The 17,130-nt window shown below is 41.6% G+C and carries 14 protein-coding genes; 4 read left to right on the forward strand and 10 right to left on the reverse strand.

The features are described 5' to 3' along the window. Nucleotides 1-110: 110 nt before the first annotated feature. On the forward strand, nt 111-1,193 hold the full coding sequence (locus RIB15_RS12120; protein ID WP_350202424.1) for a M42 family metallopeptidase: 1,083 nt from the start codon (nt 111-113) through the stop codon (nt 1,191-1,193). Here the strand turns inward: RIB15_RS12120 and RIB15_RS12125 are convergent. From RIB15_RS12125 to RIB15_RS12140, 4 genes are all read right to left on the reverse strand, one after another. Beyond that, nucleotides 1,166-2,116 (reverse strand): L-threonylcarbamoyladenylate synthase, encoded by a 951-nt coding sequence (locus RIB15_RS12125; protein WP_350202425.1) that lies wholly within the window; start codon nt 2,114-2,116, stop codon nt 1,166-1,168. The two genes, RIB15_RS12120 and RIB15_RS12125, sit on opposite strands and share 28 nt — an antisense overlap. Beyond that, nucleotides 2,109-5,453, reverse strand: coding sequence for a transcription-repair coupling factor (gene mfd / locus RIB15_RS12130; RefSeq protein ID WP_350202426.1), 3,345 nt, complete (start codon nt 5,451-5,453; stop codon nt 2,109-2,111). The genes RIB15_RS12125 and mfd overlap by 8 nt, the downstream gene beginning before the upstream one ends. A 111-nt stretch (nt 5,454-5,564) precedes the next feature. Then, nucleotides 5,565-6,560 carry a vWA domain-containing protein gene (locus RIB15_RS12135; RefSeq protein ID WP_350202427.1) on the reverse strand — a complete coding sequence of 332 codons (996 nt, stop codon included), beginning with the start codon at nt 6,558-6,560 and terminating at the stop codon, nt 5,565-5,567. Further along, nucleotides 6,560-7,558 (reverse strand): hypothetical protein, encoded by a 999-nt coding sequence (locus RIB15_RS12140; protein WP_350202428.1) that lies wholly within the window; start codon nt 7,556-7,558, stop codon nt 6,560-6,562. The genes RIB15_RS12135 and RIB15_RS12140 overlap by 1 nt, the downstream gene beginning before the upstream one ends. Before the next feature lie 156 nt (nt 7,559-7,714). Here RIB15_RS12140 and RIB15_RS12145 point away from each other — a divergent pair, with 156 nt between their 5' ends. After that, nucleotides 7,715-9,004 (forward strand): peptidoglycan DD-metalloendopeptidase family protein, encoded by a 1,290-nt coding sequence (locus tag RIB15_RS12145; protein ID WP_502881357.1) that lies wholly within the window; start codon nt 7,715-7,717, stop codon nt 9,002-9,004. 2 nt (nt 9,005-9,006) lie between these two features. On the opposite strand, the gene RIB15_RS12150 is transcribed toward RIB15_RS12145, so the two are convergent. Both RIB15_RS12150 and RIB15_RS12155 read right to left on the reverse strand, forming a co-directional pair. Continuing rightward, a complete protein-coding gene (locus tag RIB15_RS12150; protein WP_350202430.1) occupies nt 9,007-9,882 on the reverse strand; it encodes a DUF58 domain-containing protein in 876 nt (291 codons plus the stop codon). Between the two features lie 162 nt (nt 9,883-10,044). Next, on the reverse strand, nt 10,045-10,662 hold the full coding sequence (locus tag RIB15_RS12155; protein ID WP_350202431.1) for a hypothetical protein: 618 nt from the start codon (nt 10,660-10,662) through the stop codon (nt 10,045-10,047). 76 nt (nt 10,663-10,738) lie between these two features. On the opposite strand from RIB15_RS12155, the gene RIB15_RS12160 reads away from it, so the two are divergent. Next, nucleotides 10,739-12,700: an aconitate hydratase gene (locus RIB15_RS12160; RefSeq protein ID WP_350202432.1), complete on the forward strand. Its 1,962-nt coding sequence runs from the start codon at nt 10,739-10,741 to the stop codon at nt 12,698-12,700. A gap of 259 nt (nt 12,701-12,959) precedes the next feature. Here the strand turns inward: RIB15_RS12160 and RIB15_RS12165 are convergent, their stop codons facing one another. Continuing rightward, nucleotides 12,960-13,976, reverse strand: coding sequence for a glycosyltransferase family 2 protein (locus tag RIB15_RS12165; RefSeq protein ID WP_350202433.1), 1,017 nt, complete (start codon nt 13,974-13,976; stop codon nt 12,960-12,962). 103 nt (nt 13,977-14,079) lie between these two features. On the opposite strand from RIB15_RS12165, the gene RIB15_RS12170 reads away from it, so the two are divergent. Further along, nucleotides 14,080-14,592, forward strand: a complete 513-nt coding sequence (locus RIB15_RS12170; RefSeq protein ID WP_350202434.1) for a metallophosphoesterase family protein — start codon at nt 14,080-14,082, stop codon at nt 14,590-14,592. 15 nt (nt 14,593-14,607) lie between these two features. Here RIB15_RS12170 and RIB15_RS12175 read toward each other — a convergent pair whose 3' ends face one another. Genes RIB15_RS12175 through RIB15_RS12185 form a run of 3 tightly spaced genes read right to left on the reverse strand, consistent with a single transcriptional unit; the run spans nt 14,608 to nt 17,043 of the window. Beyond that, nucleotides 14,608-16,080, reverse strand: a complete 1,473-nt coding sequence (locus tag RIB15_RS12175; RefSeq protein ID WP_350202435.1) for a phytoene desaturase family protein — start codon at nt 16,078-16,080, stop codon at nt 14,608-14,610. Nucleotides 16,081-16,095: 15 nt separating this feature from the next. Then, on the reverse strand, nt 16,096-16,485 hold the full coding sequence (locus RIB15_RS12180) for a VOC family protein (RefSeq protein WP_350202436.1): 390 nt from the start codon (nt 16,483-16,485) through the stop codon (nt 16,096-16,098). Between the two features lie 24 nt (nt 16,486-16,509). Further along, nucleotides 16,510-17,043: a PH domain-containing protein gene (locus tag RIB15_RS12185; RefSeq protein ID WP_350202437.1), complete on the reverse strand. Its 534-nt coding sequence runs from the start codon at nt 17,041-17,043 to the stop codon at nt 16,510-16,512. Nucleotides 17,044-17,130: the final 87 nt, after the last annotated feature.

Here is a 17,130-nt window from a genome sequence, read left to right on the forward strand (position 1 = left end):
TGTCAGAAGATGCAGGTCATAACAACCAATGACAAGTACAAAAGGCTTATTCTGGAAGCTATATTTATTATATTCAACCCGAATAAATTTAAAATCAATCAAACACTAAGATGGCTAAGCAGAACGAACGTGATTTTTTAGAAGAACTACTCATTACCCCAAGCCCAACAGGGTATGAAAAAGAAGGTGTGAAAGTCTGGAAGAAGTATGTAGAGCAATTCGCTGATGAAGTAGTTACGGATGCTTACGGTTCTGCCGCTGCTAAAATAAACATGAGTGGAGATGTAGCTACAGTGATGCTGGAAGCCCATTGTGATGAAATTGGAATGGTGGTGCAGCATATAACAGACCAGGGATACATTTATGTAAATAAACTGGGAGGAAGTGATTCTACTATAGCCCGTGCAAAAAAGGTTTTCATTCACAATAAAAGAGGACGCGTAGTGGGTGTGACCGGAAATACAGCTATTCACCTTCAGGACAATAAAAACGGTGGGGGTAAGCAACCTGCCTGGAAAGATATCTATGTGGATATCGGGGTTTCATCCAAAGAGGAAGCCCTGGAGTTGGTGCAAATTGGAGATCCTATTACCTATGCTTCTGATACTGAATTTTTAAGTGATGACCGTTTAACAGCCCGCGCTTTGGATAACCGCATTGGTGGGTACGTGATTGCTGAAGCCATGCGAAAAATCAGTGAGCAGAAGAAAGACCTTAAAGTAAATGTAATCGCCCTAAACTCTATTCAGGAGGAGGTAGGTGGATTTGGCGCTCGCATGATGAGCTATCGGTTTATGCCCGATGTGGCACTTGTTACTGATGTAACCCATGCTACCGACACGCCGGGAATAGATCAGAAAGAACATGGAACCGTGGAATTAGGTAAAGGTCCAACCGTACAACATGGTGGAGCTAATCATCCCAAAGTTGTGGAGTTTCTGGAAGAAGTATGTGAGAAGAACAAAATTGAAATACAACATGAAGCTACCAGCGTGAGAACCGGTACCGATACCGACAGTATCTTTTATCAGCAAACCGGTATTCCGAGTGCCTTGATCTCGCTTCCGCTCAGATATATGCATTCTCCCGTTGAAATTTGCTCTATGAAGGACGTGGATGCTTTAGTTGACGTGATGGTCAAAGCTGTACTGGCGATGCGTCCAGATCAAACATTTGGGGTATTTGAAGAATAGCCAATAGCTTTTCGGACCCTGTTCAGGAGGGCAGAGACCAATGGGTGATTCATTTCACTGAAATCCTCAATGATAACCGAATGATATCCTTCAATGTCAGCTTGACGAAATCGGTCGTATAATTCACGTGCCATTTGGTCCAGATCATTATCATAGGCAATGATATTTGGTGAAACTGGATAGGAAGAATCCAATAATAAGTATAAATACTCTTGATTATCTGGAACTTCTTTAGCTTTTAGCCACCGGACTTCAGCTTCAGGCTTGTAATGAGAATATTTTTGCCCCGGACTCTTGGGTCGGTCCATATGTTCAAAGAACGATTCATGCACTGAAAATCCGAGCACATCTTCTATCTCTTTACGGCTGATGCTTCCGGGACGCAGTATTTCAGGCTGATCTCCTGTTAAATCTAATACCGTCGATTCCAACCCGACTTTGGTAGCTTTTCCATCGATAACCGGGAAATGATCCCCAAAATCTGCTTTAACATGTTCAGCTCTGGTAGGGCTCGGGCGTCCTGATCTGTTGGCACTGGGAGCAACAAGTGGACCGGTTTTAGAAATGAACTCCAATGCAATTTCATGATCAGGCATCCGGATGGCTACGGTATCCAAGCCAGCAGTAACAGCATCCAATACTTTACTCTTTTTTTGAAGTACGAGTGAAAGAGGGCCTGGCCAGAATTCTGTGATTAATAAATCGGCTGAATCAGGAATTTTTTCTGAAAAATCCCGAACCTGATCTTTCGAAGAAACATGTACGATCAGAGGGTTATCAGAAGGCCGGTTTTTAATGGTAAAAATCTTTTGAATAGCTGCGGGATTCCAGGCATCGGCTCCGAGACCGTACACCGTTTCGGTAGGGAATGCAACTACATCTCCATTTTTAATAAGATCTATATATTTTGTTAGGTCAGGCATGCAACTCGCTTAAAGCCAATTCTTTAAGATATTCATATGCAGTAGGTATATCAGGGATTTCCTGTATTACAAAACGAACGGTATCTTTCTTTTGAACGACTTGGAAATTATCTTTTTTAGTAGCTTCAAGCTTCTCAAGAATATCCTGAAACTTTCCGGAATCGAAGAAACTTGCTCCCATTTCTGTTTCCTGTTTTGGGCAGACAAGCCACATCCGGTCGGCCCTGATGGTCACTTTGGTAAAAAAGTTTCTGGATGCAAATAACCTGATTTTGCTAGCTAGTATCAGATATTCAGCTTCTTTTGGTGCAGGACCAAAACGATCGACAATCTCATCTTTCCATTCTTCAATCTCTTTTTCAGTTTTGGCCTGAGATAGTTTACGATACAGATTCAGTCGCTCTACGTTATCAGACACATAGTTCTGGGGCAGAAGGGCGGTTTCGTCGAACTCAACAGTCGTTTCCGGTAGTTCAACTTCAATCTCCACATCATCAAACATATCACTGAATTCTGACTGCTTCAGCTCTTTCACAGCATCATTCAGGATCTTCGTGTAAAGATCAAAACCGATGTCGTTGATAAAGCCGCTTTGTTCTGCTCCCAGTATATCACCTGCTCCACGGATATCAAGGTCGCGCATGGCGATATTAAATCCAGAGCCCAGGTCAGAGAATTCTTCAAGAGCCAATAAACGTTTTCTTGCTTCTGTGCTCAAGGTTTGAATTGGATTGGTAATGAGATAGCAAAAAGCTTTACGGTTAGATCGGCCGACACGTCCACGAAGCTGGTGTAGCTCTGCAAGCCCGAAATTATTAGCTTGGTTAATAATGATAGTATTGGCATTCGCTATATCAATTCCGTTCTCAACAATATTGGTTGAAACGAGTACATCAAACTTATGTTGATAGAAATCGGTGATTATCTTATCTAATTGGGATCCAGTCATTTGTCCATGACCAAATCGAACCCTGATGTTTGGAACGAGTCGTCGGACCATCTCGGCTATTTCTTCAATATTCTTCACCCTGTTGTGAATAAAAAAGACTTGTCCGCCCCGGGATATTTCCTGCAGGATAGCATCTCGTATCAGTTCCTCATCAAAGCTGTGAATTTCGGTGTAAACGGGCTGACGGTTCGGGGGAGGAGTGTTGATGACACTCAGGTCACGTGCTCCCATCAATGAGAATTGAAGTGTTCTGGGTATTGGAGTAGCAGTAAGGGTAAGAACATCAACAGATGCACGAAAGCTCTTGAGTTTCTCCTTTGCTGAAACCCCGAATCGTTGTTCTTCATCTACGATAATTAGGCCAAGGTCTTTGAACTTAACGTCTTTGGAAAGCAGTCTGTGTGTACCGATGACAATATCCAATTCGCCATCTTGCAATTTTTTAATAGACTCTTTTTGCTGCTTTGGGGTCCGAAAGCGGGAAAGGGCTTCAATTTTAACCGGAAACTTCTCCATGCGTCGCATAAAAGTTTTAGCATGCTGCTCGGCTAAAATGGTTGTAGGAACAAGAACTGCAACCTGCTTATGATCCAGGACAGCTTTAAATGCTGCTCGTACAGCTACTTCTGTTTTCCCAAAGCCAACATCTCCGCAAATCAAACGGTCCATGGGGTGTTTACTTTCCATGTCTTTTTTCACCGCTTCAATAGCATCGTATTGATCGGGCGTTTCCTCAAATTCAAAGTTGGCTTCCAGTTCTGTTTGCCATTCATTATCAGGTGAAAAGTCATAAGCTGTTTCTGCTTTTCTTTTGGCGTACAATTGGATAAGCTCACGAGCTATATCTTTCACCTTCTTCTTGGTTTGCTCCTTTTTACGAGCCCAGGCTCCAGAGCCAAGCTTGGTAATCCGTGGGGCGGTTCCTTCTTTCCCGGAATATTTTTGGAGTTTGTGAAGGCTGGTTACGTTCACATATAGAGTGGAGTCGTCCTTATACTGCAGGACGACGACTTCCTGTTCGGTATTTTTTACGTTGATCTTTTTGAAGCCCATAAACTTCCCAATACCATAATCAACGTGAACTACGAAGTCCCCCAGGCTTAAATCTTTTAGCTCTTTGAAGGAGATGCCGCCATGAAATCGTCGCCGTTTGGTTTTTGGACGGTGATAACGGTTAAAGATCTGATGATCTGTATAAACGGCTAATTTAGCTGGCTCATAAATGAAACCTTCATGTAGAGTTTCAACAACAAGCAGGTATTTAAATTCCTGGCTGGCTTCCCCGAGCAGTTCTTCAAAACGGTCTCTTTGCCCATCATTATCACATAGAATAATGGTGTTAAGCCCATCAGAAGAGTTTTTGGAAATATTTTCACGCAATAATTTGAAGTTGCCGTGAAAATCGGGTTGGGGCTTTGTTTCAAGGGTAAGTGTTTTGTCACCCTTTTCAGAGGCTCCTACATTAGCGACAAACAACTGATGGTTGAACTTCCCAAGCTCTTCATCAAACACTTCTTCCGATAGGAAAAGCTCTTCCGGTAGTGATAAATCCTCTTCAGCTTCATGACTGTCATAAGCTTCAACGGCTGACTCAAAGTTTTTCCCGACTTCGGATACAATCAAATCCCTGTTGGAAGTAACCAGCAGAGTTTCTTCATCAAAATAGGAGAGAAAGCTTGATTTTTCAGTTTCAGGAAGATTAGTAAGATCCGGTATGATGCGAGCCTGATTGAGAAAAGCTATAGAGCGTTGCGAGTCTGCATCAAACTCCCGGATGGTATCAAGTTCATCCCCGAAAAATTCAAGCCGGAGAGGATATTCCCCGGAATAAGGAAATACATCTAAAATACCTCCGCGTACGGCAAATTCACCAGGTTCGTCCACAAACTTAACGGGGCTATACCCCTGATCAACTAACTGCTCCCTAAACTTTTCCAGGTCCACTTCCTGCCCTTTTTCCAATACCAGGCTAACTTCATTTAAGGTGGAAGGCGGAGCGATTTTCTCTCCAATAGCTTCGATGGAAGTAATGACTATTTTTGATTTACGGTCAGAGATTGCCTGTAATGCTTCAGACCTTTGAACTAATAAGCTGGTGTCTTTAAGTTGTTGTCTATCATATGGTTTTCTGTTTGAAGAGGGGAAGAGAATAATCGGATGTTCATTACTTATTACATCCAGATCGGCTTTAAGGAAGCGGGCCCCTTCATCTGTTTCTGAGATTACAAGTATGCTTTTATTTCTGGAAGAAAGAGCATTTAACAGAAAGCTATTCAGGGCACCAATACTCTTTTTTAAAGTGAGCTTTTTTTGGTTGGAAATTTCCTCATTAACCCGGTCAAAAATCCCGTTTTTCTGAAGTTGATCTTTAATTAAAGATATGCTCATGAATAGCTTTTGCTGCCTGAAATTTTTTGTTAAAGATACGCTCTTTCCGGCCCGATTGGCAATCGAAATAGTATCAAGGAAAGAGGCAAAGGGAAGTTAGTCCGAAAACGTTCAGGAGTTTTCAATTCCATTTAATATGGTCTTGCTCAAAATAAAGCTGACGAATATGAATCCCAACGAGAGCGCTAGATAATGGGCATATAGATCTTCATAATCTGTATAAATGAGTTCTTCAACCTCAGATTTCTCAAGTTCGTCAATTTCGGCATAGATGTTTTCAAGTTGTTCGGAGTCGGTTGCCCGGAAGTATTTTCCATCCGTTAAATTTGCGACCTGAGTTAGCATCTCCTCATCTATATTCACTTGTATATTTTGGTATCTTCGTCCGAAAATCGGGTCTTGAATGGGGTAGGGAGCCGTTCCCCGTGTTCCGGCACCAATCGTATATATTTTTATTCCATAAGTGACAGCCAGGTCTGCAGCGGTAACGGGATCTATCTCACCAGCATTATTCTGACCATCGGTAAGGAGAATAATGACTTTACTCTCAGCCTCACTTTCTTTGAGCCTGTTGATAGCTGTGGCAATTCCCATTCCAATAGCCGTTCCATCTTCTATAACTCCCATTTCCAGATCGTCAAGTAAGCTTTTGAGTAGCCGGTAATCAAGTGTAGGCGGAACCACCGTAAAGCTTTTCATGGCAAAAGTTACCAGACCAATACGGTCTGAATTCCGTTTATCAACGAAGCTTTTGGCTACATTGCGTGCTGCTTCAAAGCGATTGGGTTTTAAGTCTTCAGCACGCATGGAGGTAGACATATCCAGCACCAAAACAATATCAATTCCTTCAGCATTACGCTCAACGGTTGTAAGTCGTTCCTGGGGGCGTGCAATCGCAATGATTAAAAATCCAATTCCTGTCCATAAAAAAAGTGCCTGTACCCAGTGCAGATGTGATTTCCAGTTTCCGGGTAAGTCTTCCAGTAATTCGAGAGAAGAAAAAGAAAGTGTAGCCTGTTTATGTGCAAAATACCGGTAAAGGTATAATCCTATAATAACCGGCAGAACCAGTAATGCCCAAAACCATTGTGGATTAGCAAACTCCATCAGACTTCCTCGTTCTCTTTTTGTGTTGTTGTAATGACGAATTGCTGATTGTATTTGGCTCTAAGCCGGGCAATACGTGCGGAATCGGCAAGTTTGGCTCGTTCCAGAAACTCAAGAGCATAATCATGTGTCTGCCATGCGTCTTCCAGAGTGGGAGTATACTTGGCAAATTTAACCAAGTCAGCTTTTCTTAAAATCTGACGGGTTTTTTCAGTAAGGGTGTCATCAACGCCATAAGCATCCAGATACCTGAGAAGTTCGCCAGATGTACATTCAAGGGCGGGAATATTATATAAATCTTCGAAGTAGGCCCGAATTGCATCTCCAACTTCACTATAGAAAAGCTTGAAGTTTTTGGTTTCAGCAACCTTAGAGTCTCTTTTAATAGCCAATAGCTGCTTTTCAAGTTCATCAAGGGGATTATAAAAAGGTTCGACCTTAGTCTTTTCTTCAACCTGTGTGCCTTCTTTTTGCTCTCGGAACCTAAACCACCAAAGTAAGAATCCTGCAATGGCCAAACCTGCTAACACCCATGGCCACCATGGTCTTGGGAAATCAAAATTAGGTTTCATAGGTTTGAAGGTGGTATCTCCTTTAGCTACAACCGTTTTAAAATAGAGGGCAACGGGAGCAGTATAAATAGTGGATGAATCGCTTACCCCAAAAAGCCGGATTGGCAGGGAGGAGATTTGTAAATCCTGATTGTCAAAATACTGCAGTGTATAAACCAGACTGTCTGAGAATTCAGAAACTCGATATTGCTGTCGTCCAATAAGTTCTAAAGAGGTAGGAAAAGAATTTGTGTCAGGGTATTGTACGCTTTGATATTCTTTATCCAATTGTATGGCAATGGAATATTCAAATACTTCACCCACGGTAAGAGAATCAGTATTAACCCGGGTATTCACACTTTGAGCGAAGACATGCACTGATAAAAAACTTGAAACCAACAAAAAAAGCAGTCGTAAAGCGCGGAGCCTCAGCAGGGTGATTTTCATTAAAATTGAGAATAAAATCTTAGTTGAACTTAACAGCTTGAAAATATAACAATGAGTTGTAAATATTTTGCAAAAGTAAGGTGCATCTCATTTTTATGAAAGTAGGCTATTAATTCTTATTATTTTCGAAATTATTAAATCTACAGTTGATACATGGTGAGTAAAGGTATGAAGTTGGGTATGGGAGTTGGTGTGCTATGTTTGGTCGGGGCACTTTCTTATATACTCTTTTCAAATAATAATTCAGAATTGCCTGAACTGGTTATTTCATCCGAAAATATGGTTGAAATTGCAGAAGAGGTACAGCTTGATTCATACGGCTTCGACCGAAATAATCTTGAAGTTCAGGAGGGGAAGGTCAAAAGGAATGAAAGCCTGTATTTGATTCTTAGTGACTTAGATGTTTCTCCTCAGACCATCTACGAAATTAATAAGAAGTCGAAAGATGTATTTCAGAGTAACCGAATTAAACCGGGGCAACGGTATATTACGTACCTCGATAAAGAATCCAGGGCCGCTCAAAGGCTTATCCTTCATACCAACGCGCTCGACTATGTGGTTTTTGAATGGGGTAATGAGATAGCAGTTAGTACAGGACAAAAAGAAGTTACAACCCGGATTGCTGAGGCAAGTGGTGTTATTGAGTCCTCTTTATATGAAACACTTGTTGACCAAGAGACGAGCACTTTGCTTGGCTATCGGCTAAGTGAGATATTTGCATGGCAAATTGATTTCTTCCGTCTATATCCCGGCGATAGTTTTAAAGTTATTTATGAAGAAGAGTTTGTGGATGGCGAACCTTTCGGGATAGGCCGAATTCTGGCGGCTGAATTCACAAATAAGAATGAAACATTTGATGCTTTCTATTTCGAAACCAAAGATAGAGCCGGTTATTACGATAGTGAAGGGAATGGAGTTCAAAAAGCATTAATGAAGGCCCCTTTTAAATATTCTCAAAGGGTCAGTTCTAATTTCTCGCACAACCGTTTTCACCCGGTTTTAAAAAGAAGAATTCCACACTATGGTGTTGACTATGCTGCTCCATTGGGAACACCAGTACTCTCGGTGGGTGATGGCGAGGTCATTGAAGCACAGTACAGAGGGCCGAACGGAAATATTGTGAAAATCCGGCATAATGGAACCTATACTACCGCTTATTTACATCTGAATGGATTTGCAACAGGCATAAGGGCAGGGCAGAGAGTAAAACAAGGGCAGGTAATTGGATATGTAGGTAAAACCGGAAGAGTAACCGGCGTACATCTGGATTATCGAATCTATAAAAATGGACAGCCTGTGAATCCACTAAAAGTCAAACTACCTCCATCAAAAGCAATTGAAGAATCTGAACTAAGTCGGTTTTCAAATCATATTGAAGACCTGAAGTCTGAGCTTGGCCAAATTAGTAGTGAAACAGAATCAACAGTTGCAGCTGTAGCTCCCTGAGATCAGTAGCGACTTCCCCTTCGCTTGAAGAAATTCATAAGAGGTTGTACATATGATTCGTTGGTTTGAACCTCTACGGCGTCAATCTTCATTTTAAGCATCTTGTCGTGGATGTAAGCCTTCTGTTCCATACGCCTGATTTTATAGGCGTCACGGACTTTTTTGCTTGATGTATCCACTATTTTTTCAGCCCCGGTCTCGGCATCTCTGATCTTGACCAAGCCAATGTCAGGTAGTTCATCTTCCAGGTGATCGTTGATGATAATACTAACCAAATCATGCTTTTGGTTGGTAATACGAAGCTGTTTTTCAAAATCCTTATCCTGAAAATCAGAGGTTAATACAACAATCGCTCTTCGGTCTAATAATCTGTTTATATAGGAGAGCGCATCGGCAATATCAGTTCCGGTTCCGGTGGGTTTGGTAGTGTAGAGCTCTCTTATTAGCCGTAGGACATGCGTACGACCTTTTTTGGGAGGAACAACCTTTTCAATATGATCGCTAAATAAGACTAATCCTACTTTATCACTGTTTTTGATAGCACTAAAAGCTAAGACAGCAGCCAATTCAATTGCCAAATCCATTTTGCTTTGGCTCTGACTACCAAAGGTGCCGCTTTGAGAAATGTCAATACAAAGCATCAGGGTTTGTTCGCGTTCTTCTTCAAAAACTTTGATGAACGGGTCACCTGTACGTGCCGTCACGTTCCAGTCAATTTGCCGGATATCATCCCCGTAGGTGTAAGCCCGCACTTCCGAAAACTCCATTCCACGGCCTTTAAATGCAGACTGATATTCTCCACCAAATAAAGTATTGACAATACCTTTAGTCTGGATTTCAAGCTTTCGAATCTTTTTGAGGATTTCCTTGGGGATCATGGGCAAATAATTTGATTAGTCTGTTTTGAAGATAATAATTGAGGCGATTAATGTAATAGAGAGAAATTTGTATTTAAACCCTTCCAGGGTTAAACCCCTGTAACTTGATTCAAAAAAATTGCTGTAACCCTGAAAGGGTTGATTAATGGATACATCTACCTGTCATACATCCATCTCTATATCCACATATTCATATTGTTTGCGCTCAATTAGTGGCCATATAAAAAACAGGATCAGCGTCAGGATTCCTATCCAATACATAATCCACGCGTAGGTCATGTGTTCAGTCAGGACTCCTTTCATCGAGAATAGGTTATAAAAATCGTGAGAGGATTTTGGAAGGTTTCCGATCAATGGCATCCTTCTGTCCATGGCATCGGCTGCATAAGCCGCCGACTCTATCCAGGCAAAAGCGGTGAGAAGTAACCCTGTTTGAGCTACAAATCGTTTATGATTGTACCACCCATAGGCGAAGATGGCGAAAGGAAGAAGTATTTCAAAAAGTGTTCCCCCAAGGATAGTGAGAAACCTGCCGCCGATAAAACCAAATATTGTATGGCCGGCCTCATGGACAATCAACAGAAAGTTATCGATGAAAAAGAAAAAGGGCGACAGAAAGAAGGGATAGGGATAGTTCCAGGAAAAGGAGATTTCCCACTTCAGAGCCATCCAAAACTGCTCGGCCAACACCCAGCAAAATGGAATGCAAACCACCGAAAACCACCATTTTTTTATGACCGGTAAGGCTTTCTCAAAGTAATGTTCAAAATCAATGTTCACGAATCTGAATCTTTTTGCGTCTCATGAAGTTGTGATAGTAGCGATAATTCACAATTTCAACAATCGGTAAATAGATATGAGCAAGCCACTTAACGTAACGCAGAAATTAATCCAAAGTCATTTGGTGGAAGGGGAGATGGTGCCCGGACAAGAAATCGGGCTTAAGATCGATCAAACCCTGACGCAGGATGCAACCGGCACCATGGTAATGTTGGAATTGGAAGCCATGGAACTGGATGAAGCCAAGACTGAGCTCTCCTGTCAATATGTAGATCACAATTTGATACAGTCTGATTTTAAGAATCCTGATGATCATGTATTTCTGAAATCAGCAGCTGAACGATTTGGAATGTGGTTCAGCCGTCCGGGAAATGGAGTGAGTCATCCTATAGAGACCGAACGTTTTGCAATCCCCGGTAAGACATTGGCAGGTTCTGATAGCCATACACCGGCATCAGGATGTATGGGAATGTTGGCCATCGGTTCTGGAGGGTTGGATGTGGCCTTTGCGATTGCAGGCGAACCACTTTTTATAAAAATGCCCAAAGTGCTGGGTGTTGAGTTGAAAGGTGAATTAAAAGATTGGGTCAGTGCCAAAGATGTGGTGCTTGAAATGCTTCGGCGTTATGATGTGGATGGGGCTTCAGGCTACGTGATTGAATACTTCGGGGAAGGATTGAAGAATCTGGATACCATGGACCGTCATGTGATTGCCAATATGGGTACCGAAATGGGGGCTACAACAACGGTTTTTCCGGCCGACGGGGAAATCCGTCGATTTATGGAGACCCAGAAACGGGGTGATGAATACGTTGAACTCCTCGCCGATGAAGGAGCAGAATACGATAAATATGAAGAACTCATTCTTGATGATGTGGAGCCGCTGATTGCCCTGCCTAGTTCACCGGGTAATGTTGTGCCCGTGCGAGAAGTAGAGGGTAAAGATATCTATCAATCCTACATTGGCTCTTCGGCAAACCCGGGTTATCGCGACTTTTGGATTTCCTCTGAAATCGTTAAAGGAAAAACGGTGAATGATAACGTCTCATTTGATATCAACCCGACTTCACGCCAGATTATTGAAAATATGGTTAAGAATGATGTAATGTTTAACTTGGTGCAATCCGGTGCACGAATTCATCAGGCGGGTTGTAACGGATGTATTGGAATGGGACAGGCCCCTGCAACCGGTCAAAATAGCCTGAGAACCGTGCCTCGCAACTTCCCGGACCGCTCAGGTACTCCTGAAGATTCTGTTTTTCTTGTGAGCCCGGAAACGGCCGCAGCTTCCGCTTTGACGGGTAAAATAACCGATCCGAGAGATCTTGAGAAGCTGTTTAATATGGAGTATCCGAAATACACTCCGCTCAAAAAAGTGATTGTAAATACTGATATGCTGACTCCGCCCAAGCCTAAAGAGGAGCGGGGCGAAATTAAGAAAGGGCCAAATATCTCAAGCATGCCAAATTTTGGTGAACTGGAAGACTTTGAAGTACCGGTACTGCTGAAAATGGGTGATGATATTTCGACTGATGAAATACTGCGTGCAGGTACAGAAGTGCTGCCTTATCGAAGTAATATCCCTGAGATCAGTAAATTTACGCTGGATGTGGTAGATAAAAATTTCCACGACCGGGCAATGAAAGCCAAAGAAGAACATGGCGGTCATGTAGTTATCGCCGGAGAGAATTACGCACAGGGCTCCAGTAGGGAGCATGCGGCAATTGCTCCGCGGTATCTTGGCCAAAGAGCAGTTATTGCCAAGAGTTATGCACGTATTGGCTGGCAGAATCTGGTCAACTTTGGAATTCCACCTTTTGAATTTACCAATGACGAAGATTATAATGACATCGATCAGGGAGATACCCTTAAGGTGGAAAATATTCGTGCCAGTATTGAAAGCGGAAATTTTGCTAAAGTGATCAATGTGACCAAAGGTAATGAATACAAAGTGAAACATACGCTAAGTGACCGACAGCGACAAGCGGTACTGGATGGAGGAGTGATCAATTCATTCAAGAAGAGAAAAGCTTCTTAATGGTAAAATAAAGGTGATTTATTTGATAGTATGCTGGTGTTTTGTTCAAACGTCCAAGCTTGTAATCCGACCTCACCTAAATCCTCTCCTTAGGACTTAGTCATGCCCATTTTAAATAGTGTGTAGAAATTAATTTATGATTTTGTGAAAGCGTCCTTCTCCTTGTTGAAGGAGAAGACAGAAGAGGTCGGAAGTGGTGAGCTAAGTATCACTTTTATTGGTAGCAATGGAATAACTTTAGCGAAAACCTCCCTTAAAATTACAATTCACGAAAGCGTTTAACACCCTTGGCAAAATGTTGCCAAATAAGACTTATATTCATCATGGTATTCGGATCATGCGAGATAGTTCGCTTGGCTTGAAGCTCTTTTCGCTTGTGGTTCACACTTAAAAATCCTTTTGCAAAGTGAATATGAGCTCTTGTTACCGCCCACCATTCTTTTGATTTTCCGGACAGGAGCGCTTTGTAAGCAGCTATTACATCCAATATCAACCGAAGCAGAAACCTCTTTCGCAAGCTGGCCGAACTGTAATTCTTCCAAAGCATGAAGAGGCTGTTGCGGAAGTTATAATAGACTTTTCGGGGTGAGCCCATCGGTAATGAACCACCACCAAGATGATAGACCAAACTCTCCGGAGCATAACCGATTTTGTATCCCTGGTTCTGAAGTCGCCAGCATAGATCAATCTCTTCCATGTGGAACTCGAAATCCTCGTCAAATCCACCGGATTCTATAAATAGATCCTTTCGGATGGCGAGTGCCGCTCCCGATGCCCAGAAGAGGTTAGGCGAATCATCGTACTGTCCTTCATCCCGTTCTACTTCATCAAAAATACGTCCCCGGCAAAAGGTGTATCCGTATTTATCCATGAATCCCCCGGCAGCCCCGGCGTACTCAAAATATTCCGGTTGTTCGACTGCTCTCATCTTGGGTTGTACGGCCGCCATTTTCTCGTCTTTCTCAAATATATCATTGATTCCCTTGAGCCAATTTTTCTCTACTTTAACGTCGTTATTCAGGAATAGTAAAATATCTTTTTCAGCAAAGGGAACGGCTCTGTTATTTCCTCCGCAATAGCCGTAGTTTTGGTCAAAGCTGGCAATTTTAATTTCAGGATACGTTGACTTAACCCAATCTTTGGAACCGTCGGTTGAGGCGTTGTCGGCAATGATGATTTCAAAATCAGGATAGTCTGTTTCAGTTACCGATGGCAGATAATTCTTGAGATGCTCAAGGGCATTCCAGGTAACGATAATAATGCTGAAACTCTTCAATGAATGAATAAAATTTTGCTATTGTTTCGAAATTGGTGGAACAAGAATAAAAAATGTAGTTTCTTGTTCCGCTTTGTTGGAGTACTAAGATGATACAAAAAGTATGATCAAAATAGGGCTAATTTCAGATACACATAATTACCTCGATCCTCAGGTATTCGAATACTTTGAAGGCTGCGACGAAATCTGGCATGCAGGTGATTTTGGCAGTATATCTATTGCTGAAGAACTTAAGAAAGTTGCTCCGGTAATTGGAGTTTATGGTAATATTGATGGTGACGACATTCGGCAAGAGTATCCGCTTCATCAGCGTTTTGAAAGGGAAGGCCTCAAAATATGGATGACGCATATTGGAGGTATTCCGGGGCGTTATTGTTTGCCTATACGTCAAGAAATGGAAACAAATCCCCCTGAACTTTTTGTGTGCGGCCACTCTCACATTCTTCGCATTTCCCGTGACCAGGATTTGAATAAAATGCTCTACATGAATCCGGGGGCTGCGGGTAAACAAGGATTTCAATCACAGCGGACGGTTGTCCGGTTTCAAATTATAGAAGGAAAGCTCCATAACGTAGAAGTAATCAACCTAGATGTTGACAAGGAAGCGGCAGAGTAATTAAGCATTTTTTCTTTATTTATACCGGGCAATTAGCTCAAGGGCATTAAAGGCAGACTGCACAACCAAAGGAATACCGCCACCGGGGTGTGTTGAGCCACCTACAAAATACAACTTATCAATTTCCCGGGATTTATTTCTTGGGCGAAGAAAAGCAGAGAACTTACTATTTGATGAAGTCCCGTAGATACTGCCTTTGTTAGAAAGGTATTTTGTGTAGAAATCCTTTGGAGTGATAGATTTCCGCACCCGAATGTGTTCGGAAAGGTTTCCTAAACCATGGTGCTCCAGCTTTTTTATAATCTTGTTACCATATGCGGTTTCTTGCTCATCCCAGTTATACTGTTCAGAGAGATAAGGTGCGTTCACCAAAATAAAGAGGTTGGAACTATTCTCAGGAGCATGATGCGGATCTGAATAGGATGTATTTGCAATATAAATTGTAGGCTCGTCAGGCATCACTTTTTTATTAAAAATCTGATGAAATTCTCTTTCATAGTTTTCTGAAAAGAAAATATTGTGATGAACCAATTGTTCGTATTTTTTATCTACTCCAAGCATTAAAACAAAACCAGAGCAAGACGGTTCGATAGATTTTGCTTTTTCTTTTCTCCGTGATGATATAGAGAAGTTGGGCAATAGATTAGCAATTGTCTCTGTTGCATCACTATTTGAAATCACTATCTCAGATTTTATTCTTTTACCTGACTTAAGTTCTATCCCGACAGCCTTCGCATTTTCTACTACTATTTGTTTGATTTCTGCATTAAAATGAAATTCAACTCCTAAAGTCTCAGCTAGCGAAGTAAAAGCCTCTGCAACTTTATACAAACCACCTTGTACATAAAACCCACCCTGATTTATTTCTACATGAGGGATTACGTTTAATGTTGCAGGAGCCAGATAGGGAGAAGAGCCATTATAGGTGGTAAATCGTTTAAAAAATTTTTTCAGGTACGATGACTTAAAGGTAGAATCGACCCGTTTACTTACGGTCGTGAAAGCATCTATCCCGAAAAAACTAAGCAGGTCAAGTTCTTTCAGATCTTTGAAGCCAAATAATGGGTTAAATATAAATGCATCGGCTGTTTTTTGATAAAGTGACTCTGCATAATTTAAAAAGGAGGAATAGGAATCCGCGTCTTCCGGTGCAATGGATTCAATTTCAGCTTTAGTAGCTTGTTTGTCCTCGTAATTGTTAAAAATGGTTCCATCAGGGTAAAAATACTTACAGATAGGATCCAGGGGGGTAAGCGAGAGATACTCATCCATATCTGCTCCGCACTCTTTAAACAACTTCTCGATGATGAATGGCATGGTCAAAAGGCTGGGCCCTGTATCAAACCGAAAACCTTCCGATTCGAAAACATTCATCTTACCACCTGTATTTCTATTCTTTTCGAATACAGATACCTGATGTCCTTGTGCGGCTAGCAGACAAGCTGCAGATAGTCCTCCTAAGCCGGCACCTATAACTGATACTTTCATAACGTATAAGGCATTTTATGAAGCATCATTTACCTCTATCCAATAATCATCAGGATCTTTGAAGTAAACCTGCCGGACTCCATCAGCCCGGGTAGTGATTTTTTGTGGATTTGCTTTTGAATCATGTGCAATCACTGAGTTTTCGTCGAGATGGGAGAGGAACTGATCAAAATCTTTTAATTTTAAAGCAAGATGAACTCCAATATTTGTCTGGATTTCAGGCACTTTTCCTTCAACGATATGAAGTTCTCCTTGTCCTAAAGAAAACCAGCGAATATGGGTTTTTTTGGTTCGATTTGTTATTTCCTGCAAACCCAATACGGATGTATAAAACTCCGCACTTACTTCAAGATCAGTTACTTTAATGGTGTAATGGTCAAATTGCAGATTCTGCATCGGTTTCATCACTTTGATGAATTTTAAAAGATTCTATTTCAGGATTTTATCTTCAATACGCTTCAGGGAATCTCTGATTTCTTTAAGAATTTCAGTGGTTGATTCATTTTCATGGGTTGAAGATACGGAACTCTGGTTGTCGGTTACTTTATCTCGTTGATCTAATACAAGGCTTCGGAAGTCAAAGGCATCTACAACGCCAATCAGGGATAAGTCGGGCCCGCCCTGAGCTGAACTTCCGGCTGTTTCAATTCTCAATATGCTCAACCCGAAATACTTTAAAAGCGGTCCTTCTTTAAAGGTGAGATCCTGTATTTTATCTAACGGGATGGTTCGTTCGGTGTGAAAAATATACCCTTTCTTAAATCGAAGTGAACGGGTAGTGAGCTCACACTCGAGACGCTCAAAATATCTTTTTAAATAAATTGAAGCGATAAGCAGCCAAATAGGGATCAGTGGAATCATGAAGATACTTATGAGACAAATAAGGACCCCATACCAAAGTATATAGTTCTTTATTTTTGGATTGAAAGTTGCTTCATGAAGTATGGTAGCTTTTGCACTCATGCTAAGGATCTTGGTTTAAGTTTCAACAAAAAAAGGTGCCCTAAGGCACCCTATAATCTAAATTGTAGATATGATTTCCAACCTAAA

Source organism: Gracilimonas sp., from assembly GCF_040218225.1.
In the GTDB taxonomy this organism is placed as follows: Bacteria; Bacteroidota; Rhodothermia; order Balneolales; family Balneolaceae; genus Gracilimonas.

Excerpts from the sequence above, each read along its gene's own strand:
- RIB15_RS12150 (WP_350202430.1), bottom strand. The coding sequence starts at position 9,882 with ATGATCCCCAAGGAAATCCTCAAAAAGATTCGAAAGCTTGAAATCCAG.
- RIB15_RS12140 (WP_350202428.1), bottom strand. The coding sequence starts at position 7,558 with ATGAAAATCACCCTGCTGAGGCTCCGCGCTTTACGACTGCTTTTTTTG.
- mfd (WP_350202426.1), bottom strand. The coding sequence starts at position 5,453 with ATGAGCATATCTTTAATTAAAGATCAACTTCAGAAAAACGGGATTTTT.
- RIB15_RS12160 (WP_350202432.1), top strand. The coding sequence starts at position 10,739 with ATGAGCAAGCCACTTAACGTAACGCAGAAATTAATCCAAAGTCATTTG.
- RIB15_RS12120 (WP_350202424.1), top strand. The coding sequence starts at position 111 with ATGGCTAAGCAGAACGAACGTGATTTTTTAGAAGAACTACTCATTACC.
- RIB15_RS12175 (WP_350202435.1), bottom strand. The coding sequence starts at position 16,080 with ATGAAAGTATCAGTTATAGGTGCCGGCTTAGGAGGACTATCTGCAGCT.
- RIB15_RS12170 (WP_350202434.1), top strand. The coding sequence starts at position 14,080 with ATGATCAAAATAGGGCTAATTTCAGATACACATAATTACCTCGATCCT.
- RIB15_RS12180 (WP_350202436.1), bottom strand. The coding sequence starts at position 16,485 with ATGAAACCGATGCAGAATCTGCAATTTGACCATTACACCATTAAAGTA.
- RIB15_RS12185 (WP_350202437.1), bottom strand. The coding sequence starts at position 17,043 with ATGAGTGCAAAAGCTACCATACTTCATGAAGCAACTTTCAATCCAAAA.
- RIB15_RS12125 (WP_350202425.1), bottom strand. The coding sequence starts at position 2,116 with ATGCCTGACCTAACAAAATATATAGATCTTATTAAAAATGGAGATGTA.
- RIB15_RS12135 (WP_350202427.1), bottom strand. The coding sequence starts at position 6,560 with ATGGAGTTTGCTAATCCACAATGGTTTTGGGCATTACTGGTTCTGCCG.